The sequence below is a fragment of the Streptomyces sp. NPDC043896 genome (assembly GCF_056435605.1).
Window position 1 is genome coordinate 164,989 of the sequence record NZ_JBWKEE010000014.1, and the last position, 23,762, is coordinate 188,750.

29 protein-coding genes and 3 pseudogenes are annotated in these 23,762 nt (G+C 69.6%); 23 read left to right on the forward strand and 9 right to left on the reverse strand.

Annotation, left to right across the window (positions count from 1 at the left end; all coding sequences use genetic code 11):
- Positions 1-10: 10 nt before the first annotated feature.
- Both AC069X_RS21715 and AC069X_RS21720 read left to right on the forward strand, forming a co-directional pair.
- A pseudogene (locus AC069X_RS21715) lies at positions 11-214 on the forward strand (hypothetical protein); the annotation flags it as partial.
- A gap of 598 nt (positions 215-812) precedes the next feature.
- Positions 813-1,091: a hypothetical protein gene (locus tag AC069X_RS21720; protein WP_478730405.1), complete on the forward strand. Its 279-nt coding sequence runs from the start codon at positions 813-815 to the stop codon at positions 1,089-1,091.
- Positions 1,092-1,154: 63 nt separating this feature from the next.
- Here AC069X_RS21720 and AC069X_RS21725 read toward each other — a convergent pair whose 3' ends face one another.
- On the reverse strand, positions 1,155-1,292 hold the full coding sequence (locus AC069X_RS21725; protein ID WP_478730407.1) for a hypothetical protein: 138 nt from the start codon (positions 1,290-1,292) through the stop codon (positions 1,155-1,157).
- 448 nt (positions 1,293-1,740) lie between these two features.
- Here AC069X_RS21725 and AC069X_RS21730 point away from each other — a divergent pair.
- A pseudogene (locus tag AC069X_RS21730) lies at positions 1,741-2,121 on the forward strand (DPP IV N-terminal domain-containing protein); the annotation flags it as partial.
- A 490-nt stretch (positions 2,122-2,611) separates the two neighbouring features.
- On the forward strand, positions 2,612-3,247 hold the full coding sequence (locus AC069X_RS21735; protein WP_478730409.1) for an alpha/beta hydrolase family protein: 636 nt from the start codon (positions 2,612-2,614) through the stop codon (positions 3,245-3,247).
- Between the two features lie 276 nt (positions 3,248-3,523).
- On the opposite strand, the gene AC069X_RS21740 is transcribed toward AC069X_RS21735, so the two are convergent.
- Positions 3,524-4,408, reverse strand: coding sequence for an aminoglycoside phosphotransferase family protein (locus AC069X_RS21740; protein WP_478730502.1), 885 nt, complete (start codon positions 4,406-4,408; stop codon positions 3,524-3,526).
- Between the two features lie 1,214 nt (positions 4,409-5,622).
- On the opposite strand from AC069X_RS21740, the gene AC069X_RS21745 reads away from it, so the two are divergent.
- On the forward strand, positions 5,623-6,168 hold the full coding sequence (locus tag AC069X_RS21745; RefSeq protein ID WP_478730411.1) for a hypothetical protein: 546 nt from the start codon (positions 5,623-5,625) through the stop codon (positions 6,166-6,168).
- A gap of 97 nt (positions 6,169-6,265) precedes the next feature.
- Here the strand turns inward: AC069X_RS21745 and AC069X_RS21750 are convergent, their stop codons facing one another.
- Positions 6,266-7,033, reverse strand: a complete 768-nt coding sequence (locus AC069X_RS21750; protein WP_478730413.1) for an FG-GAP repeat domain-containing protein — start codon at positions 7,031-7,033, stop codon at positions 6,266-6,268.
- Between the two features lie 68 nt (positions 7,034-7,101).
- On the opposite strand from AC069X_RS21750, the gene AC069X_RS21755 reads away from it, so the two are divergent.
- From AC069X_RS21755 to AC069X_RS21790, 8 genes and pseudogenes are all read left to right on the forward strand, one after another.
- Positions 7,102-7,935, forward strand: coding sequence for a hypothetical protein (locus AC069X_RS21755; protein WP_478730415.1), 834 nt, complete (start codon positions 7,102-7,104; stop codon positions 7,933-7,935).
- Positions 7,842-9,071: a tyrosine-type recombinase/integrase gene (locus AC069X_RS21760; protein ID WP_478730417.1), complete on the forward strand. Its 1,230-nt coding sequence runs from the start codon at positions 7,842-7,844 to the stop codon at positions 9,069-9,071. The genes AC069X_RS21755 and AC069X_RS21760 overlap by 94 nt, the downstream gene beginning before the upstream one ends.
- A 7-nt stretch (positions 9,072-9,078) precedes the next feature.
- Positions 9,079-9,567, forward strand: a complete 489-nt coding sequence (locus AC069X_RS21765; protein WP_478730504.1) for a DUF4265 domain-containing protein — start codon at positions 9,079-9,081, stop codon at positions 9,565-9,567.
- A 42-nt stretch (positions 9,568-9,609) separates the two neighbouring features.
- The gene (locus AC069X_RS21770; RefSeq protein WP_478730419.1) at positions 9,610-9,876 is read left to right on the forward strand and encodes a hypothetical protein; all 267 of its coding nucleotides are present in this window, start codon (positions 9,610-9,612) and stop codon (positions 9,874-9,876) included.
- A 15-nt stretch (positions 9,877-9,891) separates the two neighbouring features.
- Positions 9,892-10,443: a hypothetical protein gene (locus tag AC069X_RS21775; RefSeq protein WP_478730421.1), complete on the forward strand. Its 552-nt coding sequence runs from the start codon at positions 9,892-9,894 to the stop codon at positions 10,441-10,443.
- A 41-nt stretch (positions 10,444-10,484) separates the two neighbouring features.
- Positions 10,485-10,571: pseudogene (locus AC069X_RS21780) on the forward strand (DUF6192 family protein); the annotation flags it as partial.
- A 2-nt stretch (positions 10,572-10,573) separates the two neighbouring features.
- Positions 10,574-10,993, forward strand: a complete 420-nt coding sequence (locus AC069X_RS21785; protein WP_478730423.1) for a RacP protein — start codon at positions 10,574-10,576, stop codon at positions 10,991-10,993.
- 68 nt (positions 10,994-11,061) lie between these two features.
- Positions 11,062-11,898: an IS5 family transposase gene (locus tag AC069X_RS21790; protein WP_478730425.1), complete on the forward strand. Its 837-nt coding sequence runs from the start codon at positions 11,062-11,064 to the stop codon at positions 11,896-11,898.
- Positions 11,899-11,928: 30 nt separating this feature from the next.
- Here AC069X_RS21790 and AC069X_RS21795 read toward each other — a convergent pair whose 3' ends face one another.
- From AC069X_RS21795 to ku, 3 genes are all read right to left on the reverse strand, one after another.
- Positions 11,929-12,621: a hypothetical protein gene (locus AC069X_RS21795; protein ID WP_478730427.1), complete on the reverse strand. Its 693-nt coding sequence runs from the start codon at positions 12,619-12,621 to the stop codon at positions 11,929-11,931.
- Positions 12,622-12,709: 88 nt separating this feature from the next.
- Positions 12,710-13,201, reverse strand: coding sequence for a hypothetical protein (locus tag AC069X_RS21800; RefSeq protein ID WP_478730429.1), 492 nt, complete (start codon positions 13,199-13,201; stop codon positions 12,710-12,712).
- A gap of 145 nt (positions 13,202-13,346) precedes the next feature.
- Positions 13,347-14,354, reverse strand: a complete 1,008-nt coding sequence (ku, locus tag AC069X_RS21805) for a non-homologous end joining protein Ku (protein WP_478730506.1) — start codon at positions 14,352-14,354, stop codon at positions 13,347-13,349.
- Positions 14,355-14,997: 643 nt separating this feature from the next.
- Between ku and AC069X_RS21810 the strand changes: the two genes are divergently transcribed.
- Entirely contained in the window at positions 14,998-15,099 is a 102-nt protein-coding gene (locus tag AC069X_RS21810) for a DUF6233 domain-containing protein (protein ID WP_478730508.1), read from the forward strand.
- 405 nt (positions 15,100-15,504) lie between these two features.
- Here AC069X_RS21810 and AC069X_RS21815 read toward each other — a convergent pair whose 3' ends face one another.
- The 3 genes from AC069X_RS21815 to AC069X_RS21825 form a co-directional block, all read right to left on the reverse strand.
- Positions 15,505-15,714: a hypothetical protein gene (locus tag AC069X_RS21815; protein WP_478730431.1), complete on the reverse strand. Its 210-nt coding sequence runs from the start codon at positions 15,712-15,714 to the stop codon at positions 15,505-15,507.
- Between the two features lie 489 nt (positions 15,715-16,203).
- Positions 16,204-16,893 (reverse strand): hypothetical protein, encoded by a 690-nt coding sequence (locus AC069X_RS21820; RefSeq protein WP_478730433.1) that lies wholly within the window; start codon positions 16,891-16,893, stop codon positions 16,204-16,206.
- 102 nt (positions 16,894-16,995) lie between these two features.
- Positions 16,996-17,196, reverse strand: coding sequence for a hypothetical protein (locus AC069X_RS21825; RefSeq protein WP_478730435.1), 201 nt, complete (start codon positions 17,194-17,196; stop codon positions 16,996-16,998).
- A gap of 300 nt (positions 17,197-17,496) precedes the next feature.
- On the opposite strand from AC069X_RS21825, the gene AC069X_RS21830 reads away from it, so the two are divergent.
- The 9 genes from AC069X_RS21830 to AC069X_RS21870 all read left to right on the forward strand — a co-directional run bounded on the left by AC069X_RS21830 (position 17,497) and on the right by AC069X_RS21870 (position 23,649).
- Positions 17,497-17,763, forward strand: coding sequence for an ATP-binding protein (locus AC069X_RS21830; RefSeq protein WP_478730437.1), 267 nt, complete (start codon positions 17,497-17,499; stop codon positions 17,761-17,763).
- 56 nt (positions 17,764-17,819) lie between these two features.
- The gene (locus AC069X_RS21835; RefSeq protein WP_478730439.1) at positions 17,820-18,296 is read left to right on the forward strand and encodes a DUF6924 domain-containing protein; all 477 of its coding nucleotides are present in this window, start codon (positions 17,820-17,822) and stop codon (positions 18,294-18,296) included.
- Between the two features lie 340 nt (positions 18,297-18,636).
- Positions 18,637-18,768: a hypothetical protein gene (locus AC069X_RS21840; protein WP_478730440.1), complete on the forward strand. Its 132-nt coding sequence runs from the start codon at positions 18,637-18,639 to the stop codon at positions 18,766-18,768.
- Between the two features lie 577 nt (positions 18,769-19,345).
- Entirely contained in the window at positions 19,346-20,587 is a 1,242-nt protein-coding gene (locus AC069X_RS21845) for a helix-turn-helix domain-containing protein (RefSeq protein ID WP_478730442.1), read from the forward strand.
- A gap of 122 nt (positions 20,588-20,709) precedes the next feature.
- Entirely contained in the window at positions 20,710-21,303 is a 594-nt protein-coding gene (locus AC069X_RS21850) for a hypothetical protein (protein WP_478730444.1), read from the forward strand.
- Positions 21,300-21,614 (forward strand): hypothetical protein, encoded by a 315-nt coding sequence (locus tag AC069X_RS21855; protein ID WP_478730446.1) that lies wholly within the window; start codon positions 21,300-21,302, stop codon positions 21,612-21,614. The genes AC069X_RS21850 and AC069X_RS21855 overlap by 4 nt, the downstream gene beginning before the upstream one ends.
- A 201-nt stretch (positions 21,615-21,815) precedes the next feature.
- Positions 21,816-22,091: a hypothetical protein gene (locus AC069X_RS21860; protein ID WP_478730448.1), complete on the forward strand. Its 276-nt coding sequence runs from the start codon at positions 21,816-21,818 to the stop codon at positions 22,089-22,091.
- On the forward strand, positions 22,081-22,905 hold the full coding sequence (locus tag AC069X_RS21865; RefSeq protein WP_478730449.1) for a recombinase family protein: 825 nt from the start codon (positions 22,081-22,083) through the stop codon (positions 22,903-22,905). The genes AC069X_RS21860 and AC069X_RS21865 overlap by 11 nt, the downstream gene beginning before the upstream one ends.
- 195 nt (positions 22,906-23,100) lie before the next feature.
- Positions 23,101-23,649 carry a hypothetical protein gene (locus AC069X_RS21870; protein ID WP_470800796.1) on the forward strand — a complete coding sequence of 183 codons (549 nt, stop codon included), beginning with the start codon at positions 23,101-23,103 and terminating at the stop codon, positions 23,647-23,649.
- The last annotated feature ends 113 nt before the right edge of the window (positions 23,650-23,762 follow it).

The window sequence follows — 23,762 nt, forward strand, 5'->3', positions numbered from 1 at the left end:
GGAGGACGTTATGCGTCATGGCGTGTCGCCCCGCGCACCAGCAGTGGTTCCGGGGCTCTCACGGGCGTTGGTCTGCGCATGGAGCGGACCTGCACACGCGAGCTCCGAACCGATTCCGGTGGTGGCTTCGACGAACGTGTACGGCGATGTCGTCCGGCAGGCCGGTGGCGGGCGCGTCACTGTCGTGTCGATCATTACTGATCCAGCACAGGACGCCTGCGGACAGCACGCCGACCCGGAGGCCCTGCCCTTCACGGGCAGCGCACTGCTCGACAACGCCGTCGAGTTCGACGCGTTCGGCGCGTACGGGCGCTGCGACCTGGAGGAATTCACCTGCGCGCGGGCCGAGTTCACCCCGCCCGGCAATCCGCTGGAGGTGACCTCGCCCGACGGGAAGACCGCTGTCTACCGCCACGGCCACGACCTGTGGGCGCGCTCGCTGTCCGACGGCGGCGAACGCCCCCTGACCACCGACGGCGGACCCGACCACGCCTACGGGCCGGGCCCGGACTGCACGGCCAACGCCACCCTGCTGCGCAAGACCGGCCTGCCGTACCTGCCGCCAGCCGTAGCCTGGTCGCCCGACTCCACGAATGGCTTCACGTTCAGCAGCAGCGTTTGTCCACCTCATCGGGAGGCGGTGGGCGATCAGAGTGCCTGTGATTGTTCACGGGAAATGACGTCGGGGATGTAGGCAGCTGTGTCCGAGGGGGTGTCGGCGGTGTGCTGGCCGCGGGCAGGTCTTGGATGCCGGAAGCGATGTGGTGGGATGGGCGGTGTAGTCAGGGACGGTAGTTTTGGGGGAGATCATCGTGGCATCTGAGTACTCATCGTTGGCGCATGCCCTGACCGAGGCCCTGGTCGACATGGCTTGGTTCATCGACGGCGCGGACGACGAACAGATGGATCTCGATGACGCGGTGAAGGCCTTGGAGGGTATGGCTGCGCGGCTCAAGCACATGTCGAGCGATCAACGGCGTGACCTGCTTGATGTGCTTGGCGGGATGGCTGAGGCAGAGGCCGATCCCGCCCGGCGGGAGTTCCTTGAGGCCTTCCCTCAGGACTTCGGCCTGGTCGACGAGGAAGCATGACGTCCGCCGACGGCCCCGCCGCCCTCCGGGCGGCGGGGCCGTCGAGGCAGGTAGCGGCAGGGGTCAGTCGGCCTCGGCCGTCTCCTCGGCGCGGGCTCGGGTGCTGGCGAGTCGGTAGGAGTCGATCTCCCGGATCTTCATGCCCCCGCAATGGTCCCGGCGGATCGCCGCGTACAGCTCGATCTTCGACATCTGCGGCATGACCAGGCCCTTTCACCAGGAGCATCCCGATGCTCCCGTGGCAAGCACCCTGGCGACTTCAAAACTCGTGAACATCACCCGACCGTGGATCTGGGCGCCTCCCAAACCCGTGGACAACGGGCTTCACAACCCGTGAATAAAGCCACCACGAAGGTCCTGGCCCACCGCACGGACCAGCGAGACGTCCGCCTGACCCATCTCACCGAGGCCAGGCCAGCCGACGGGAGCGCGCCCCGCACCCACACCCAGCGGTTCGCCCACCCCGGTGACGAGGCCGTACCTCGTGCAGAACGGGTCGTACTCGACGTCGCCACAGGCACACTGGCCCGCGCGCAGGGCGAGCCGCTGCTCATGCCGGTGATGTCGCCGATCGCGGCGGGGGGCGTGGTGGGCTCCGGACGGCTCGGCGGTCTACAACCTCGCCCGGCCCCGCGACCAGCGCACGCTCACCCTGTACCGGCTGGACCCAGCCACCGACCAGGTCGCCGAAGTGCTCAGAGACCGGGCCCACCCGGGTGGAGCCCAACCAGTGGGCGTACGAGCCGCCCATCGTGCACATGCTGGCCGAAGAGGTGCTCTGGTACTCGCAGAGGGACGGCTGCGCCACCTGTACCGGTACGACCTGCGCACCGGCGAGCTGCTCGGGCAGGTCATGTCGGGGCCGTGGGCGGTGCGCGGGATCCTGCGCGTCGACGAGGCGGAGCGGGTGGTGTACTTCGCCGCCTCCGGCCTGGTCGACGAGGACCCGTACCGGCGCACGGTGTGCCGGGCGGGCCTCGATGGCACCGGCTTCGCCAAGGTCACGGACGACGCATTGGACCACGTCGTCACCCTGCCGGACAGCCAGGAGTACTTCCTCGACTTCCCATCCACGGTCGACATCCCGCCGGTGACCACCGTCCGGAACTGGTCCGGACGGGTCCTGGTCGAGCTGGAGCAGGCCGACGTCAGCAAGCTCAGCGCCATCGGCTGGACGGCGCCGGAGCGGTTCCGGGTGAAGGCCGCCGACGGGGTGACCGACTTGTACGGGGTTTACCGGCCGCGGGGATTCGACCCGGCCCGCCGCTACCCGGTGATCGACAACATCTACCCCGGGCCCCAGGTCAACCGGGTCGCCCCGTCATTCGACCCCGACGGGATGGGCCTCGACGCGGAACCCCTCGCGGCGCTCGGCTTCGCCGTGGTGGCGCTGGACGGACGGGGCACATCAGGGAGGAGCAAGGACTTCCACGAAGCCTCCTACGGCCGCCTTGCCGACCACGTCGCGGCGCTGCGGCAGCTGGCAGAGGACCGGCCGTGGATGGACGGACCGGGCGGGAGTGTTCGGCCACTCCGGAGGGGGGTTCGCGGCGGCCCGCGCGATGCTGGACCACCCCGAGGCGTTCAAGACCGGGGTCGCCCTCTCCGGCTCGCACGACGCCCGCCACTTCAACGCCGGCTTCGTGGAGAGCTACGACGGCGCGGACGACCCCGAGGCTTGGGCCCGCACCTCCAGCGTGGACCTCGCCGACCGCCTGGCGGGCAAGCTCCTGCTGATCCACGGCGAAATGGACGACCAGGTCCACCCGGACCAGACCCTCCGCTTGACGATCCCCAGCTCCTCCAGCTCGGCGGCCCGCTCCCCGTTCATCTGTCCGGCGCGGGTCGCAGAGCCACCGCCCGAGGGTCGGGCGGTTGAGAACCACATCGAGGGCGGGATCCCCACCGCGTGGACCGGGGAAGACGGATCCCGTCGGCTGGTCCGCGACGCCAGGGAGGCGGTCGAGAGGCTGAACAACGTGTTCCTGCACGACGCGGCGACGCTGTTGGGGCCGGAGGTGTCCGCGACGGTGCAGGTGTTGAAGGAGCTGGTGGAGGGTCTGCCGCAGCCCTTCGACCAGCCGGCCGCCGTCATCGAGCTGCTGGGCGGCCGGGAGCGGGTGGTGATGGACACCGGGCAGGAGGCCGGGCCTTGAGGGAACCGGAGTCCGAGCTGCACGCACTCGGTGTCTTGCTGTTCATCGTCGGCGCGGGCGGCCGCGATTTCGATCTCGGGACGCTTCGCCGGTGGATCGACTGGCGCGACGGGACGAACGCGTGAGCACCAATGGACATGCTCCAACGGAGGATGCGGCTCCGCTGGCAGCTGGTCCGGCGGGAGCCGATCTTCCCCAGGCGGCACCAGCAGACGCCGAAGAGGGGCCCTCCGCTGGGAGGGCCCCTCTTCGGCGTACGCGTCGTGCCGGCCGGGGTCAGGCGGAGGACCCGAGGACCTCCCGGATGACGTGCCGGGCGTTGGCCGAGATGACGGGATTGGTCCTCCGGTAGTACGGCAGCTGGATGACCGCCATGGACAGCGCCCAGCCGCGGCTGCGGGCCCACGTCGCGTCGTCCACATCCACCGCGTCGCGGTACGCCTGCCGTGCCGAGGCGGGCAGCAGGTTCCAGGCCGGGATGAGGTCGGTGGCCGGTTCGCCCATGCCCACAGTGCCGAAGTCGATGACCGCGCCCATGCGGTCGCCGGCCAGCAGCAGGTTGCTCGGCATCAGGTCGGAGTGCGTCCAGCAGGCCGGGCCCGTCCACAGGGGGGCGGCGAGCGCCTCCTCCCAGGCCGCGGTGATCTCGTCGGCATCGAAGGGTTCGTCGGTGCGCCGCAGGGCCTCGATCGCAGCCCGCATCTCGCGGTCCTCGGCGATCAGCGGTTCACCGCGGTGTGCGGGCGGGCCGCCGGGGAGGTCGAGCGTGCGGATGGCGACGGCGAACTCCGCGAGGTCGCGGGCCACCCGCTCGGGCTCGGCCAGGTCGCCCTCAACCGGGGTGCGGCCTTCGATCCACCGGTGCACCGCCCAAGCCAGGGGGTAGCCCTCGCCCGGGTTGCCGGTCGCGACCACCTCGGGGATCGGCAGCGGCAGCAGCGGCGCCAGCCGGGGGAGCAGTCCCGCCTCCATGGCGATGGCTTCGGCGCCTCCGGGGCGCAGCGGCAGCCGGACGGTCAGGTCCTCGCCGAGCCGGTAGATCGCGTTGACCGTGCCGCCGGAGGCGAGCCGGGTGACCGGCAGGTCCGCCCACTGGGGGAACTGTGCGCGCAGCAGCCGCCGGACCAGGCCGGGGTCGGTCTCCGCTTCGTCGGCGTGCATCGTGCCCATGTACCCATCAGCCTTTCGATAGCTGTCCCGATCGTCGCACATTCGGATCGCGACCCGGAGTTGAGAAAGCGGCCGGCCCCAGGGGCCGGCCGCAGGGGACCCCGCATCAGCCGGGTGACCACAGGTGGGAATGGGCCGCCGCCGACCGCAGCCACGGTTTCCATTCACGGCCCAGCCGGTCCACCGCCCGCAGGCCGGTTGGTCAATAGGGCCTATGCCACGAGCTGAATACTTCGTCTCAATTCACGCGACGGCCCAAACTCTGATTGGGTTTGAGCCTCGGCGGGTCCTGACTGTGTGTTACCAAGTGCCAATAGAGGAGTGGGGCACGACCGGCCCCCTGGCACCCGCCCTCGTAGCCAGCGCCCGCGAAGCGGGGCCCCGGCCCGCCCCGAGCGAAGCGCGGGGTCGGCCTCACACTCCGTCACATGGCGGCGCAGCGGCCGCTATCCCTACCCAGCGCGCAGCGCTTGGGGACCCGCTCCGGGCCGTCGCCCGGAGCGGCCCGCCTATCCCGTCCGGGTCGACGGTTTCGGCGTGCGCGACGCCGGACAGGACGGCGAGGGTGGTGACCACGAACAGGGCGGGCAGGAGGAGCGTCCGGCCGCGCGGCAGGCGCCGGCTCATCCGACCTCCCGGCCCCGTTCGATCCTGGCCCGGCCGCCACGCTCGTTCCCGAGGAGCACCGGGCCGCCTGGTCGGCGCTGTGGGCCGTCCACGCGGCCAAGACGCGCCCACCGCGGTCCTCGCGCACCGCCTGGAGACGCAGCTCGAAGCGGAGTACGGGCCGACCCACCCGGATACCATCACCGTCCTGACGGCCCGAGCCTGGCCGACCTTGATCCAGCGCACCGAACCCCGCGCCACCGCCGAACTTCTGATCACCACCGCGCTGCGCAGCCAGGGGGTGCGGGCCCGGCCGGAGGCGGACACGGTGCGCGCGGCCCGCAACGCGCACGCCGTGTGGCGGGTGCTCGTTGCCGAGGACCCGGCCGGCGCCCGTGAACTGGCCGAGCCTCTGGCGGGCATGCTCGCCAGAGGCTCGGCGAGGACGTCCGCCGCCGTGACGTCCTCGACTGGACCGCGGTGGCGCCCGCCGGCTGACCGGCGGCCCGTGTCCGGACGCCTGGGGGAGAAGGTCCCTCATCAGGGGCGGTTTCAAGACCGGGCGGTGTCGCCCCCGGCGGTACCGGCATTGACCGGGCATGAACATCATCAAGCGCGCGGCGGTGACCGCGCTGGCCGTCGCGGCGGTGGCGGCGCCCACAGCGCCCAGCGCCACGGCCGCGCCGGCCTACAAGTGCGCGTCAGCACGCAGGATCGACGACAGCAACTATGACGGGCCCTGGTCGGACAACTGGAAGATTGCGATCAAGACGTGCGCCGGCCCGCTCCGGGAACACCGTGTACGCCACGCCGAAGCGAAGTGGGACGGCACCGCGTTCCGCGAAGTGGACGATGTGGCGATCTTCGACGGGGCCAAACTGCGGTTGCAGATCAAGCAGTCCCGCGACGGCACCGACCCCGTGGTGATCGAACAGCCGTGGCTGTGGCTGTGGCTGTGGCTCCGGCGGCCGCGGCGGCCAGGTGGGGTGCGGGGTCGGGCAGGGGCTGGACCACGGCTTCGCCCGGTGTCTGGTCGAGGGAGCGCAGATGCCGCAGCGGCGGGGACACAGACCCGGGCGCTCTGTCGTGGGCGGTCGGCCGGTCGGGGGCGGGGATGGCGGGCGCCGGCACCAGAACCAGGCTAATGCGGCCACCAGCTGCCGGCCTGGTTCGAGGCATTGAAGGAACGCGTGCCCGCCCGGGAGCTCCGGCCGGGCACGCGTTTGCGGTGTGGGTGTCGGTTCAGCCGATGGTGCGGGTGGTGTTCCAGTCGTCTTCTTCGACGCGCCAGCTGGCAGCGGCTGCCGTTCGGCCTCCGTTGATGAGGTGGAGGGTGCCGTCGTTGCGGGTGGCGTAGAAGTCGGGGATCTGGTCGTTGTTGATGTCGGGGGTGCCGTGCAGGAGGGGCCAGGTGGTGCTGTCCCAGCCGGTGGTGGCGTAGGTGAGGTCTTTGCCGTCGGCAGAGTTGATGGCGAGGGCGAGGGAGTTGATGTCGGCTCCGCCGCCGGTGCCGGGCTTGCCGCGGCGTAGGGCGAGGCCCCGGTCGGGCGTGGCGTCGTCGCGGAACAGCAGGTCGGGTACTGTGTCGCCGGTGATGTCGCGGACGTCGATGATGTCGCGCTTGGTCCAGCTGGTGGCGGCGAGCTGACGGGCTTCGGTGATGGTGGCGCCGTTGTAGCCGGTGAGGATCCACAGGCTGTCGCCCGCGGTGGCGAAGATGTCCTCCATCTTGTCTCCGTTCATGTCGGGGACGACGACGATCTGGGAGAACGTGGCCGGGGCGGGCGCACCAGGCGGCAGAAGGACCTCGGTGCGGCGGCTGATGTCGAAGCGGGCGTTGCCGTCGCCCTGGTAGACGTAGAGCTTGCCGTCGGGCATGCGGGCGATCAGGTCCGTGACGCCGTCGCCGGGGTACCAGTCGTGGGAGTGCGCGATCAGTGCGGACTTGCCGCTGGCGTCCTTCCAGTAGCCGGCCGGTACGGGCTTGCCGTTGTCGGTGGCTGCCGGCATCCAGGCGTCCACGTCACCGATCCGGTCCCGAGGCCCGCGACCCCGACGGGTTCGGCCAACTGGCGCACATGGCCGCCGCTCAGCCGCATTCCAGCAAGGACGCCCAGATCGCCGCGACCCGGATCGCGATCATCCTGGCCTGCAAGGGCGGGCTGATCCGGGACATCACCGTCGGAGACTGCGTGGAACTGTTCGACACCCAACGCCGCGTCCACGTCCGCGGCGGTCAGCACAAGGTCGACTTCTACCTGCGGCTGCGGACAATGGGCGTCTTCTCCGACGACGCCCCGGCCACGATCCGGGCGTTCGGCCAGGCCCTGGGCCAGCTGAGCATCGAAGAGCTCGTGGACCGCTATCCGATCCGGTGCCGCCCGATTCGGGACCTGCTGGTGGAGTACCTTCGCGAGCGGCAGCCGTCGCTGGACTTCGCCAGCTTGGACGCGGTCTCACGGACTCTGGCGGGGCTGTTCTGGGCGCGGATCGAAGCGCTCTCACCGGGCATCGACACGTTGCTGTTGCCACCTGCGCTGGCCCGCGCCGGGAAGGAAGACTTGAGCACCAAGCGGCGCACCATCACCGGTCCCGACGGGGCCGCGATCGAGATCACTGGCCCCCGGCTGAATGCCAAGGGCGAGTTGATGCGGGTCCGGGCGTTCTACCTCACCTCGCCCACTGGGCCGCGGAGGAACCGGGTCGCTGGGGACCGTGGGTGGTTCGCTGCCCGATCAGCGACGACGAGATCCGCAAGGTCAAGGAACGCAAGCACCGCAAGGCACGGATGGATCAGCGCACCCGAGAGCGTCTTCCCGTGCTTCCCGTCCTGGTCAACACGGCCAACCGTCGCAGGCTCACGGCCGCCGAGCTGCTCCGGTCCGCACAGGCCACCGGGCCCGGGGCGGTGATCCCCGGCACCGAGGGATTGCTGCGCCGAGCCGTCACGACCAAGGCCGCAGGGCACCTCACCTGGGCCGAGGAGACCTTCACCGGGCGTCGACGGAACCTGTCCTTCGAGGAGGAAGAAGCGTTCTGGGCGTTCGCCGCCGTCGAGGTTCTGCGCCTGACCGGCATCCGCAACGAGGAACTCCTGGAGCTGCGTCACCACAGCATCACCGAATACCGGCTGCCGACGACCGGGGAGGTCGTGCCGCTGCTACAGATCGCCCCGTCGAAGACCGACACCGAGCGGCTCTTGCTGGTCAGCCCAGAACTGGCGGACGTCCTGTCCTCCGTCGTCCGCCGACTGCGCGGCTCGGCTGGCGCAATCCCGCTGGCGCCGTTCTACGACGTCCGCGAGAAGGTCTGGAACCCGCCGATGCCACTGCTGTTCCAGCGGCAGATCGGCACCGAGCACCGGGCCTTCACCCCTACGTTCCTGCGCACGCTGCTAATCGGCGCGATCGCGTGCACCGGGCTCACTGACGCCGGCGGCGCACCACTCACGATCTCTCCGCACGACTTCAGGAGAATCTTCGTCACCGACGCCATCATGAACGGCCTGCCTCCGCACATCGCCCAAGTGATCTGCGGCCACAAGAACATTGATACGACGATGGGCTACAAGGCCGTCTACCCGGCCGAGACGATCGAGGCACACAGGGCGTTCATCGCCCGCCGCCGGGCCACTCGTCCCAGCAAAGAATACCGGACCCCCAGTGACGAGGAGTGGGACGCCTTCCTGGCGCACTTCGAGAAGCGCAAGGTGTCGGTCGGTACCTGCGGCCGCGCATTCTCAACCCCTTGTGTTCATGAGCACGCTTGTGTCAGATGTTCACTCCTCAGGCCAGACCCTGCGCAACGCCCCCGCCTCGAGGAGATCCGCGACAACCTCATCGCCCGCATCACCGAGGCCGAACGTGAGGGCTGGCTCGGCGAGGTCGAAGGGCTCCGCGTCAGCCTCGCCGGCGCCGAGGACAAGCTCGCCCAGCTCAACGCCCGGCACAACCGCAGCTCACCGACGGTCCTCCTCGGAACACCGCCTCCCGATCAGATCCGTGCTCGTGATGCTGGCGCTTCCGATCCTGCCGACTGCCAGCAATGATGGCGCGGTGACCAACATCAGCGACGACCACGTGAAGCTCCACTTCCGAATGGAGGTGGACGAGGACGGCTGGCCGCCCGCAAGCGTCGAAAGCCTGTGGGCGGTGGACCTGGGCGATGGAACCGTCCGCCTCGACAACACCCCGTGGTTCGTCCGAGGAGTCGCGAGCGACGACATCATCCGAGTGCAGGTCGACGAGGACGGCCTGTGGTGGGCTGGAGAGACGGTTCGGGCCTCGAACAACTGCACCATTCGGCTAATCGTGCTGAAGGACGGTGGATCAGAGGCTGCACGGCAGACCGTGCTGGAGACCTTCCACCGGCTCGGCACCACGGGTGAGGGAATCGAGCAGTTCAGAATGGTCGCGCTGGATGTCCCCCCGTCCGCGGACCTTCGCCGGATCCGCAAGCTGCTGGAACACGGCGAGGCCAAGGGATGGTGGCACTGGGAAGAAGGGTGCGTCACCGCCGGCTGGCATGCCACGGACCCAGACTGAGGTCACCTCCGCAGGTTCAGAGAAGCCTGCATCCGGTGCTCGATGCTCAGGCCCGACCCGGCACAGCGCGAGCGGCTCGTCGAGATCCGCGACAACCTCATCGCCCGGATCGCCGAGGCCGAGCGCGAAGGCTGGCTCGGCGAAGTCGAGGGTCTCCAGGTCAGCCTCGCCGGCGCCCAGGACAAGCTCACCCAGCTCGATACCGAAGCAACCCGCCGAACCACCACAGTCAGCCTTGGCATGCCGACGTTCGGCCAGATCGCCGCCCGCACTGAAAACCCGACCCCGATCCCTGGCCCAAGAGGCTGACCTTAGGCTTTGGCCATGCTGCTGATCTACGACGGCGAGACCACTGCCGACGCGCCCACGCCGCGCACCGGCGGAGTCCCGCTGGTCCCCGGTGAATTCGTCTGGCCGAGGTGCCGCGAGTGCGGTGGAGCCATGCAGTTCCTCGTCCACCTCCCCCTCGACATCGGCGTGGTCGCGGTGTTCTTCTGCCAGAACGATCCTGGGATGTGCGACGACTGGGACGCCACTGCCGGCGCCAACCGCGCCTACCTGTTCTCCGGTGAACTCACCCCGGCCGCTGTCCCGGCCGACGGCGAGACGCTCTTGGGCGCGGTCGCCGCTCTTGGCCTCCATCCCGCTGACGAACCCACGGAGGAGCCGGTCCTCGGACGGCTGGGCGGCGAGCCTGACTGGATCCAGGGTGACGAGACTCCCGACTGTCCCTCGTGCGCCACCCGCATGACGTTCACGGCCGAGCTGGAGGAGGGCCACGACTTCGCCACCTCCGCGAACTTCGGTGGCGGGGGCCGCGGCTACCTCTTCAACTGTCAACCCTGCCGTCAGGCCGCGTTCCTCTGGCAGCGCTGAGAGCCCTCCCAAGAGCCATGCCGCGTGCGTAGTTCAGAGAAGCCACCCTCGACTGGATCGAGAACGCCGTCGACACCGGCAAGGTCGACATGGACGACGAGCTCGCCGCTCTTCTCCGAGGCCAGTAGCCATGCCCCGCGCCTCACGGCGCCGGGGCGACGCCGCTCTGCGGCACGCCGACACCCTCCGGTTCGTGCTCTTCGAAGCACGCCCGGCCGGACTCCTCTTCCACCAGCTCACCCGCGCCAGCGACCTCACCCCCAGCCAGGTGAGGTCCGGGCTGGCCGCCCTGCGGGACGTCATCGCAGACCAGGGATGGCCCCCGCTGATCTGGACCAGGGCCGACGGCTACCAGCTCGGAGCCGAACGGGCCGCGCTGGAAGCCTACGAACGAAAGGTGATCAAGGAGAAGCTCACCGAGTTCCGCCGGTTCATCACCGGCACCGTCGCTCCCCACGCCGCCGCCCACCCGGGCGACAAGTGGGTCCGTCACATCACCGCCCAGCTCAACTCGATCGAGTCCACCCTCGACCTCGTCAACAGCTACTGACCCCTTCGCTGCCCGGGGCCCGGCCTTCGGCCGGGCCCCGGGCCGCACCGGTTCGAAGGCCAGCCGCCATGCGCCGACGCCGCTATGCCTCCGACACCACCGACGCCGAATGGGGCCTACTCGAACCCCTGCTGCCCGTCCCGGCATGCGAAACCACCGTCGGCGGCCGGCCCGAGAAACACGAGCGTCGCGAGATCGTCGACGCGATCCGCCACGTCGTCGACACCGGCTGCAAATGGCGGGCCCTGCCGGCGGACTACCCGCCCTGGCGTACCGTCTGGGGATTCATGGCCCGCTGGGCCGCCCGCGGCACCATCAACCAGATCCGCGACGTCCTCGCGCAACGGGTCCGCCGCGAGATGGGCAAAGGCCCCCGCGCGGTCGCCACCGTCATCGACTCCCAGTCCGTCAAGGCCGCCGAGACCGTCGGCAAGGACTCACGCGGCTACGACGCGGGCAAGAAAATCAACGGCCGCAAACGCCACATGGTCGTCGACACCCGCGGTCTTCCCCTGCTCGTCATGGTGACCCCCGCCGACCTCCACGACAGCCACGCGGCCAAGGAAGTCCTCTTCCGCCTCCGCCTCATGTACCCCGAGATCACCATCGTCTGGGCGGACTCCGCCTACGCGGGCAAGCTCGTGACCTGGGCAAAGAAGTACCTCAACCTGACGATCAAGACCGTCAGCAGACCCAAGGACGCCTCCGGCTTCGTCATCCTGCCCCGTCGCTGGGTCGTGGAACGGACCTGGTCCTGGATGATGCGGGCCCGCCGGCACGCACGCGACTACGAACGGCTCGTCCAGCACTCGGAAACCCTCATCACCTGGGCCGCCATCACCCTCATGACCCGCCGGATCACCAAGGCACGCAAGCCCCCAGAGCGGTTCTCACCCTCGCTCTGACCAGGAGCTCTTCGTTTCCTCGCGCTGCCGTCAGGAAGTTGTCAGTGCGGAGGCGACCTGGGCCAGGCGGGCGGTCGGCCAGGCGAAGCGGTTGGCAGGGTTACGGAAGGAGTAGCCACCGTCGTTGATCAGGTAGCCGCCCTCGGCCGTCGTCCACCGAGTGGGGCCACACTGCCCCTGATGCTCAAGGAGTGTCGCAGCAAGCCGCTCGGGCTCCTCGACACGGGTGCGGGCACGCAATGCGGCGGTCAGACGCTCGACGGCGTCACCCGGTACGGCATCGTCGCCGAATGCCGGGAGCAGGAGCAGCAGTCGGGCGTCGGGGTTAGTGGTGCTGCCGCCGGGCAGGCCGTTGTCGGCTGCGGCGATCAGCTCGGCCCAGGACAGACCCGGTCCCATGAAGTGCCCATCGTCTTGCGCCAAGGTCTCGGCCGCGTCCCAGCCAGGGTGGTGCACGAGGTAGTCGATGCCGGCCTCCCCCTCCAAGGCGCGATACACCACATACAGGCGGTGTTCACCGGCGAGCGGCACGGTGAACACGGGCCAGGTGTCGCCTCCCAGCAGCTGGGACAGCAACGCTCCCATTTCCTGATCCTGTGTGGTGCCTAGGGGCAAGTGGACCTGCCAGAACAGGTACTCGTCCAGAAGTTCGGGCTGGTGGCGGAAGGGGCCACCGTCATAGCCCGGGATTCGGGCCGGAGGTGTCTGCGAGCTGTTGGTCACGAGCTCATCATGTCCCCAGCTCCCTCACGACTGACCGATGGGGTGAGGCGGCCCGCTGAAGCCCTGGCTCCGAGATCAGAAAAGGCAGTCAGGTGTCGTACTCGCCGTTCCACGGAGCCGAGAAGCCCAATCGATCCGGATAGAGCTCAGCCCAGTCGTGCTCGCCCTCCTCGTCCTCGGCATGGCACTCCGTGATCAGGCCGAAGACCACACCATCAACGGTGAGCTGGAACGGCCGGATGGCAATGTCGCAGTACTCACGATCTGCGAGGCCAGCGAGGCCGGCGGCGAGCCACGCTTCCGCGCGGGCAACCACAGAATGCTCGCCACGCGGACGCTTCATCTGCTCTGCCCAAGTACCGGCACACCAGATATCGGACTCCTGGTGGTGCCCGTCGTGGTCGAACTCGTGGAGCACTGCGAAGAGCCGCTTCTGCTCCTCCCAGCCGTCCCCCATCGCGAACCCATCCGGGAAGGCATAGGTGACCGAAGCCAGAAACTGGCCGCCGCTGAACCGGCCGATGGAGTTCGTCCGATAGTCCGGCTCATGGGCGACAGGGATGATCTCAGGGACAGCCATGCCCGCACCTTAAACACCAGGTGAGCCCCACCTCTCACTGGGTCCGAGATCAGAAACAGGCACTGACGCGCGTGTAGAGCCGATGACGGCGCCGATCGCCGTCACCCGCCGCCTCGGGCAGGAGCCTCGAACCGAATCCCGTCGGTCACTTCCTGCGGCCCGGGCGGGAAAGGGCCTGCGCGAGCTCGTCGTGGTTCATGGACGAACGGCCTGGGATGCCCGCCGCTGCTGCCTTCTCGTACAGCTCCGCCTTCGTCAGCGCCATCAGCTCCCGGCCCTTGGCCGCCGGTGTGGAGCGCGCCCGCTTCTTCGCGGCCGGCGCCTTCTTCCCGCCCGCCGCCCGCGAGCCGGGCGAGGCGGCCTTCTCGCCGGTGTCCTTGGGGCTCCTGGCCCGCTCGACGCTGGCACGCAGGGCCTCCATGAGGTCGACAACGCCGGTCGGCTCCGCCGCCGGTTCGGCCTTCTCCACCGTCTCGCCGGAGGCCTTCGCCTGCACCAGGGCCTCGACCCTCGCGCGGAAGGAGTCGTGGAAGGCCTCCGGCTCCCACTCCATGGCCAGGGCGTCGATCAGCTGCATGGCCATCTTCACCTCCGCCGCCGTGGCCTCGACCTTCCCCGGCAGGTCGGGCACCTCGGCGTGCGGATCGCGCAGCTCATCGGCCCAATGCAGCGTGTGGAGCGTCAGGAGGCCCTCCGCCTCCTCCGCCTTCAGGGCGACCAGGTACTCCCGCCCGCGCATCACGAGGGTGGCGATGCCGGCCTTGTTCGACTCGGCCAGGGCACGCTCCAGGAGGGCGTACACCTTCCCGTACTGGGATCCCCGGGGCCCGAGGAAGTACGTCTTGTCGAAGAAGACCGGGTCGACGGTGTCCAGGTCGACGAAGCCGGCGACGTCGATCGACCGGGACCGGCCCGGGGCGATCTCATCGAGCTCCTGCGGCTCGACGATCACGTACTCGGCTCCGGTGTCGTAGCCCTTCACGATGTCCGCGAGGTCCACCTCGTCGCCGGTGCGCTCGTTCACGCGCCGGTTCCGGATCCGGTCCGCGGTCCCGCGCTGGAGCTGGTGGAAGCGGATCGTGTGGCTGTCGGTGGCCGTGTAGAGACCCACCGGCAGGGTGACCAGGCCGAAGGAGATCGCTCCGGACCAGATGGGACGTCACTTGGACCTCCAGCTCGCACGCCCCCTTCTCCAGGGTCGCACCGGCCCACTTCGCGGGTCGTGAGGTGCCGGGCTGGCCTGACCCTGGGGCGCGTGGCGGATCCGCTCCGGCCGTCTCGGCTCGTGGAGGACCGCGCTGCGGTGCGGCACTGTGACGGGCCTTGGACCAGGGAATCGAACGTGCCCTTTAATAGGTAGTCCCTCCGTACCCACCAGGGAGCCCGCCATGACCACCCCCACTGCCGCACCAGCCAGACCCCAGCCCGTGACCTGGGCGCCGAGCCAGACTGGACCTTGCGCGCGCTGCCACGCTCCCACCTGCCGATACGGGGTGGGAGCCTCCCCTCCCTGCGTGGCCTGCAAGGAGGCGAGGAAGGCCCAGTACGGCAACTGATCATGCGCGCCGAACTCCCCGGCCCGTCCAGGCTGGAGATGCTGCGGTTCCTGGAGAAGGTCCAGGTCCGCGACCTTCAGCGCACCCGGACTGGATAGCCGCCGAAGAGCAGCACGAGGCCGCGGAAGCCGCGCGCCGGCCCGCTCCGCCGCCCCCGGAGTGGCTGATCGAGCACGGGATCGGCAGCGGCCGGCCGGCCGTGCGGGTGCACGTCGGCGGGTGCTGGGACACCCGCTCCCGGTGCAACCCGCCGCCGCCGACCTCATCCGACGGGCGCTCGCCGAAGGTGTGCAGGCCTGCCCGCACTGCCGCCCCGACACCGCTCTCGGTGTGCTGGACTGAGAAGCACACGGGCGTAGCCGTGCAGGCGGTGTCGGTGGTCATTCTCCTGATGGCGATTCCTGGAAACGACCAGGGCTACTCCTCGCCCCACTTGATCCGGTTCTCAAGGGAGTGGGGAGGTTCGGATGAGCCGGGGCCGCCCGCTCGTTCAGTGTTCGGGCCGCGCCGGCCCGTCAAGGGCGCCTTCGGCGTCGCTCACGCGATGCGCTCCGCGCACCCTGGACAGGCCGCCGCGCCCCTGGTGCCGGCTGGCTATCGGGCGGCCCCTCCCTCCTGGCGCCCGGCCGCAGGTCGGCGTGGGTCTGCCTGGGGAATCAAGCCGAGCAACTCTGAGGCCACCCCGAGTACCGGGTGGGGAAATCCAAATAGCCCCATCACTCCTGCGCCGCCGGTGCCACCCCGTGGTCAGCCGCTGAGGCGCAGCTTCACGGAGGCCGAGGTCGTCCCAGGGAACTTGAAGTCGAAGTTCGTTCGCTCACCCATTCCGCGTGCGGCGACCAGGCGCCAGTGGTGGCCGCCTCCCGGCCACACCTCGACGAGCGCGTCCCGGCCGTCCATGCGGGTGTCCTCGACCCAGCCGTAGACCTTGAGCGTGCCGCTGGAGCAGCTCAGCACCCAATGGGCTCGTGCGCCGGGGATTTTCGGGGACGCGGACGAGGGGCAGCTTGCGGCGTGCGCCGGCGCGGCCGTGCCGAGACTGAGTCCTGCGGCAAGGACGGTGGCGGACACGGCAGAGGTGAGCGTCTTCCTGAGTGCGGGCACAGCGCCGCCTTCCTCTCGTGGAGGGGATAGTGACAAGGAGACGGTATGGGCGGCAATGGGCCAGGTAGTGCAGTTTTCCCGGATGGGTGAAGGGGCTCGGTGCAGGGTTGCCGACACGTGGGCCGGGGTACGGGGGCGCTGCGGAAGATCTTCAAGATGAGCCTGGCCCCTTGGGCTCATCTCGGCGATACCCCTTCTTCTTAGGCCTCGGTAGCCGTCGGGACGGTTGCTGCGGGCGCCCCGGCAATGGCGTCAGCCGAACTCGGTGAGTCAGGCGAGCTGACGCTCGACCGGCGTCATGCCCTCGGTGACGGCGGCAAGCAGGTGCGGGTGCCTCTTCGGCTATGGCGTCGTTGCGCCCCAGATCTCCCGTCGGCAGGCCGCCACGAACTGGGCCAGGGCCTCTTCATACTTGACGTTCCCCTCGTCGAAGCGGTGTTGTGCGAGCTGAACCTCCGCGGCGTACATGGCAACAGGCACTCCAGGTTCTACTTCCACTTCCTCGTACTCGGGGTGGGCGAACAGGGCGCGGGACAGCTGGGCGGCGTAGTAGGCGTTCTGCACTGAGGCGGCGCACACTCGGCGGGCCATGACGAACAGGTCGGGGGCAGAGGTCAGCCGGACATCCTCCAGCGCCCGGTTGGCGTCAACGGCCAGCCCCGACAGCTCTCGGGGCATGACCGTGATCAGGTCCGCCGTGTCGAAGGGGTTGTACGGGCGGAACGCGCGTTCCTGAACCTTGTCGCTGGGTGTCTGCGCGAACCGGCGCGCCGCAGAGACCAGGGCATGAACGGCCCTGACAAACGCCTGATGGTCGAGATGCTGAAGCCCCCGGTGCTGCGCAGTGCGCTCGTGCGCGGCCTTGAGGTCCAACTGCGCACCGTCATGTGCGGCCTTCAGTTCCAGCTGTGCGCGCTGCTCTTCGAGGGTCAGAGCGGTCAGCTTCCGTGTGGCGCGCAACTGGATCACGCCCATGATCAGAGTGGTCACGATCGTGGCGAGTGCGCCCACGATGAACGGCGTCGGGTTCATGCTGCGACGTTAGGGTCCACTCCCAACCTGGGCCCGGGAGTTGAGCTAGTTCAGAGGGTCCTGCCGAGGGCGGGGCTCACGCTTCCTACGGGCCGGCGCCTTCTACTTCCGTTCGCCGCCCGAGTGGGTGGCCTGGGTGAGCGGGGCGACCAACCGGGCCAGCTCGTGGAACCCGTCGCGGACGATCAGGTGGTCGGCGGCCGGGAGCCGGGCCCTGTGGCCGTCGCCGACCTCGACCTCCTGGTGTGCGGTCTCCTTCGCCAGCCGGATCGTGGCGGCCCGCCCACCTGCGAGCAGGTGCACTCCGCGAAGCCGCCGCCCCCGTACGGCCTGCCGTGCCGGGCATACCCGCTCGCCGTGATGACGGCCTGGACGTCACGGACGTTCACGCCGCCTCGTCCTCGTCGTCGTAGCAGGCGTTGGGGTCGTAACCGTCGTAGTTGCCGGTCGCGGCCCGCGTCTCCTCGTGCCGGAACCGCAATCGCGGAGGCTGGCCTGTCGGTCCGCTACATCACTACCTCGGCGAGTGAACGAGCTGGCCGAGGCAGAGGCTGGACGAAGACTGTCCTCCGTGATCGACCGCTACGGCAAGGTCGACCTTCTTTGTCTGGACGAGTTCGGCTACCTGAACCTGGACAAGAAGGGCTCTCCAAACTGCTGTCCCAGATCTTCACCGAGCGTGAGGAATGCAAGGCCGCCGCCGTCGCGACGAACTCCCCGTTCGCGGAATGGGACGAGACCTTTGGTGATCCCCGGCTCTGCGCGGCCATCGCGGACCGGGTGACCTTCCGCGGCACGCTGATCCAGACCGGCACAGAGTCCTACCGCTACCATGCCACCCACCGCGAGCGTCAGGCCCACGGGAACTGAGCGGAAGCCGGCGTGAGACAGTCGCAGGGCATATCGCCGAACTGGGGGCCACAGCCATGAGAAGTTTGCCGACCGGCACCGAGCGCGACGGGTTCCACGCTCTGGTCATCAGGACCGACTACGACAGCGAGCACTCATGGCAGGCCGTCACAGCGGAGCTGATGCAGCCGTGGGGCGACGCGGACTACGAGCCTCTCATCCACTTCGTCGATGATCCGGCCTGGGCCGGGGCGACCGTCGATGAGGTCCTTGAAGCCGCCCGCGCCGACCAAGAACTGAGTGTCATCTTCGTCGCCGACTCCGCGACCATGCACTCAGCACACCACGGGCTGCTGGCGGTGACCACCATCCCCAAGGACGAGTACGAGGTCTTCGAGGAATACGAGGGGATCCGCGAGTTCGGGCGGGAGTTCCGCACGATCCCGGTCAGGGTTCACGACATCCACGCCAACCTCTCCCTCGCCAACATGGACTTCGAGGAGTACGCGGCCGCCGCACACGAGGACCCCGACAGGCTGTTCCGGTCCTTCTGACAGCCCGCGCCTGGGATCCCTCACGCAAACGGAGCCGGGCCCTTCCAGACCGCGCCTGTCAGGGACACGGACCAGGAGGACCCGGGACTCCAAGCTATCGGCTGCCCATCTCCGACGCGTCACGGACACACCCGGCTCATCACCGACCCTGGGCAAAGTCACCCCATCGGGTTGGCTCCGGATCTCGCCGCCGATCACGAAGCACACCCGAGTCCATACTCTCCACGAGAGGACCAACTGGCTCCCCAAACCACCACCCCAGTGGCTCCAGTTCATCCCGCCAAAACACACCACTTGTGTGGCGGCGGTGACGGATCCGTCCACGGGCCGAATCCAAGTGATGTCCGAGCGCTGCGCCACCTGCGACTTCCGGCCCCGCAACCGCGGCAACCTCGCCCCCGGGCAACTGGCCACCCTCGTCCGCGAATGCCTGGCAGACGAGGGCCACATCGCCTGCCACGAGACCGGCTAGGACGACGCCCAGCCTGGAGCCGTCTGCGTCGGCTTCGCCGCCCACCCTGACGGACGCTCCCTCGCCCTGCGGATCGCTTCCCTCGGGTGCCTGGAGCGGCAGGATCCGGCGGCCGCCCGGGAGCCGCCCCGTACCGGGCACCGCCGATAGCGCGCTGCCCGGCGCCCCGCGGCGGCTGCCAGACGGTGTCAGGCAGACTCGAAAACCCACCTCCAGGTGCCGCCCATAGGTGTCCGCCAGGCGCGGCGCCGACCCGCCGGCACCCTCCGCCCATCTGCGCCGTCAGATCCGGCCGGGCGCTGGCGGCGACGGACCGACGCCGCACCCTGGCAGTACGTTCGAGACCGGCGAGCAGGCGGTCCGGCCAGTGGATACGGGTGCAGCCGCACCCCGGGTACTCCTCGCAGCGGGCGCCGACAGCCGCTGGGTCCCGGAGGCGTCGCCGAGAACGCAGAGGAGGCTGCCGCCTCCTCACCGTCCGGGTTCCACCTGCCCGTCCCTGTTGAGCAGTTGACATATCCGCAGCTCGACGCGGGGAGTACCGTCCCAGTGTGGAGTTCAGAACGGAGAGGCGGTCATGACCCAATCCCCTGACACCGGAATCGGAGCGCGCGTGCGCGTGGCCCGGATCGCGGCAGGCCTGACGCATGCGGAGATGGCAGGTCTGGTAGGCCGCTCCGAACGCTGGGCTGAGGAAGTTGAAGCCGGCCGCCTCCCGCTGGACCGCTACTCCCTGATCACTGCCGTGGCCACCGTGTGCGAAGTCGACGTCGTCTGGCTCCTCGGCCAGCCCTACCGGCTCCGCCGCGAACAGGGCTCCGCCCTCCCGCATGTGCCAGCCCTTCGGGCCGCACTGCGCCGCTCCTCCCTCATCCTCTGCGGCCACCCCGGTCTCGTACCCTCCGGGCCGGCCGCCGACGCGCAGCGCGTCCGGGAACAGGCGGCGGCCACCAACCGGCACCGCCAGGGCGCGAACCTCCCCGCGGTCGCAGGCCTCCTGCCCGGCCTGCTGGAAGAGCTCAACACCACCATCCTGCTCCACGAACGCGGCACCGCCGAGTGGGACGAGGCCCTGCGCCTGCTCGTCGACGCGGCACGCAACGCCCGCCAGACCCTGAACCAGACCGGGTTGCCCGACCTGGCGTGGGTGGCAGCGGAGGTCGCGGCCGGCGCCGCCACCCAGCTGGACGACCCGATCGTCAAGGCGGCGGTGGCCTGGGACCGGTGCGGAGCCCTGCTCCACCACGGCTCCGCGCGGGAGACCCAGGCGGTCGCGGACGCCGCCCTGCGCGACCTGGAGCCCCTGTCGGCGACGGGGGACACCGACGCCCTCGTCCTCGAAGGCGCCCTCGTCTTGCGCCAGGTTGTCGCCCGCGCCCGCGCTGGCGACGCCGACGGGGCCTGGGACCAGGCCACCCGCGCGGTGGAGATCTCCGAACGCCTTCCCGCAGGCCATCACGATCTGCGGTGGCAGACCGTCTTCTCCCGGGCGAACATCGTCGTGCACACGACGGAGGCCGGCGTCGAGGTGGACGCGCCCGACACCGGGCTCGCCTTCGTCGACGATGTCGACGTGACCGCGATGCCGAGCCGGGAGCGGGTCACCCACTACCGGATTGACGAAGCGCGGGCGATGCACCGCATGGGCCGCTCCGGCGACGCCGTCACGACGCTGCGCGCGGCCGCACAGCGCGCGCCGCACTACGTCCACGCCCACCCCATGGCCCGTGAACTCGTCGGGGACTTGGTCCGACGCGGCGTTCCTTCGCAGGCCACAGCCCTGTCCGCGCTGGTGCGGGGAATGGAACTCGTGTCCTGACCACCGGGGTGCATGTGCCATTTGGGCGGCCTGCAGAAATCCTGTGGGTCGTCCTTCCTCGTGAGCGAGACCCTCATGCCGTGACCATCACCTACGGTTTTCAGGAGGATACGGGGGGCGACATGGGTGACATCCTGCAGGCCCTGCATGGCCGCGACACGATCGAGAGCGCCGCCGCGTACCACCGGCTCGGCTGGCCCGTCGTGATCGGGCACCGCCACCGTACGGGTTCCGGCTGCACCTGCCAGGACGAGTCGGCGATCCCCTGCGTTACCCCGGGAGCCCACCCGGCGGGGGACGTTGCGAAGCCGCTCGATGCCGGCGACCTCGCCGCACGGTTCGAGGCCGCCCCCGGCGCCGGGGTCATCGTCCCGTGCACCCGCTTCGACGCGCTCGTCGTCGCCCACGCCATCGGCTTGGGCGTGATGGTCCGAGCCGACGGAAGCGGCCTTCACCTTCCGTGCCTGACGGCCGGACACAGCACGGCAACCCTGCTCGTCGAAGCTGGCACCGGCCATCTGCTGGCCAACTGCCCCCAGGTAGAGGTCCGCTCCCGGCCGACCGCGTGGGTGGCGATGCCTCCCTCCTACAGCGTGCGCTGGGACACCGTCCCGTACGAGGAGATGCCGCTCCCGCCCGCCCGGGCCGTGCGTCCGTACCTGGCCACGGTGCTCAAGCTCGCCATGGCCGTACACGCTCAGGGGTGGCCAGGGTGACCAGGGTGGCCCGCCGGCCCCGGAACCGTCCGGACGCCGTCACCGTCTCCAGCCTGTTCGGAGAGGGGACTGGCGGACCGGAGCGCGCGTTGTCGCCCTCTCCGCCACCGGGACGCGTCCCGGTCAAGCCGACCTCGCCGGAGGACACGGTGATCCATCGGCGCGACAGCGAGCAGCAACCGTTTTTCGCCCCGCCGCCGGAGCCGAGCCGCCAGCTGCTGGAGCGGGCCGATCACGGCCTGGAGATCTTCATGGCCAGCTGGGAAGAGTCCCGGGAGCAGGATGATGTTGCCGGCCCGGAGAGAGCGTGAGGACAGTCGCCCGCACACGACACGCGGCGAGCGCACCGCATGGGGTGCCGTGGGCGCCGCAGCGTGTCTCGCCGGCTCCGCTGAGGCCCGTGGGCGCCCCCGGAGCCCGTCCCTGGCACGCGAGGGCCCACCCGGGTCTGCGGCAGCCCGCCGAACTGGATGTAAATCCCACCGATGCCGGGACTGACCCGTGGAGAGGCCATGCTCGAACAAGACCCCTTGCAGCCTGTGGAGTACCCGACACGGCCGACGCTGATGGACGGCCTCGTTCTGCACGTCCTGCACGGCGGCAACGACATCCACTACGACCGCGAGACCGGCAGCGCCCTCCTTCCTGTGCGCGTCTGCTTCCGCGACGGAACCGCCGTACGCACCGCACTCCAGCTCCACCCCGGGCAGGTACAGCTTCTGTCCGCCCAACTGGAGCGCGCGCTCATGCTCAGGGCACGTCATGTCACAGAGGGCCTTGAGCCCTAGCCACGACGACCCCGCCACCTCCACCCGGCAGCTCTCCCTCGACCGCACCGGCTTCACCAAGCTGCTGCACGAAGCCGCCGTCGGCGACACCATCCGCATCGCCGACGCCGCCCGGCTCTTCCGCTCCGTGGCCGACATCCTCGCCCTGCGACCGGTGCTGATCCGCCGCGGCCTGCACCTGCGCGTCGAGTCCGGCCTGCTGTCCGGCATCGACCTCGCCTCGGACGACCCCGGCACCAAGATGATGGTCTCCGTCCTCGCCGCCGTGCTGGAGTTCCAGCGCGACATGATCTCGGAGAACACCCGCGAAGGCGTCGCCGCCGCCGAAGTCACCGGGAAGGTACTGGGCCGCCCGACCGCACTGGACGGGGATATGGCCGCCGACGTCGTGCAGGCGTACCAGCAGGGTGCCGCGGTCAAGGCGCTCGCCCGGCTGCACGGCGTAGACCCGAAGACCATCCGCCGAGTCCTGGACTCGGTCGGTGCCCGCCAGCTGCCCGAGCAGCTTGACGTCCTCCCGGACCCGCCCGCCGAGCAGCAGCCGGAGCCGGACCCGGAGATCACCCTCGACCTGCCCGGCCTGCTCGCCGACCACCTCACCGTCTTTGGTGACGAGACCGTCCGCGCGGCACTCGCCTCCGGCCGGACCATCCGCCGCGGCCAAGGCCACTCGCTTCGGATCACCGCACCACTCGGACATCACCGCGCCGCTCTGCAACAGAGCGCCGCCCTTGCAGCCGACACGGCAGGCTCGGCCGAACGCAAAGCGCACCGGGTCTACGCCACCCGAATCACAGCCGCCGAGAGGCCCTGAACTCGTTTGGGGCTCATGACACGGCTGTTAACGGCACCCCACTTTGACGCGGCTCGTTCCGGGCGAAGCCGCGTCCCTCCCTCCTCACCAAAATGACCGCGACGGGTGCATTCGACGCGGGTGTGAACTCCGCGAAGCCGCCCACCCAGAGGCTGAGGCCACAGGTGGGCAGGCCCTGCCGCAGACTGTGTCCCCATGGATGACAGATGGGATGTACGGCCCGACAGCGATCGGCCTCAGTGGGTCGTGGACCCGTATCTGGGTGTGGGACCGTTGCGCTTCGGTATGAACCCTGACGAAGTATCGGCGGTGCTGGCCGACGTGACAGCAGAGGCCCAACAGTGCATTACCACGCACCTCCGTGACGGTCGGCAGGCCAGGGAAGAGGGCCAGTACTGGAAGTCCGGACTGTTCCTCTTCTACAGTCGCGACGAGCAGCTGGAGGGACTCGCTGTTGACGGCCTGCGGGGACCACAGGTCCTCGCCGAAGGGGTACCTCTGACGGGCCGCGCGCCCTCCGAGGTGGAACGGTGGATGACCGCCCGTGCCGCAGAACGGTTCCCCGAAGACGACTTCGAGTTCGGTTACCTGGGAACCGGGATCCCATGCTCGTGGAGCCTCGGATTGGTGGTCAGCGTCCAACGAATGGCTGACCAGCTGGTCACACGCCCGGTGATCTTCGCTGAGCACGTACTGGATGACCCTCGCCACATCCTTCCCCAGCAGGCATGGATCATCTACTAGCTGAGAGCCCCCACTCGTCTTCGCCGAGTCACCGGCCACGGCACGCCGTGTCATGCGCGGCTCAGGAACAGGTACAGCTTGCCGTTTAACCTCGGCGCGAGATGAGTCGGGCG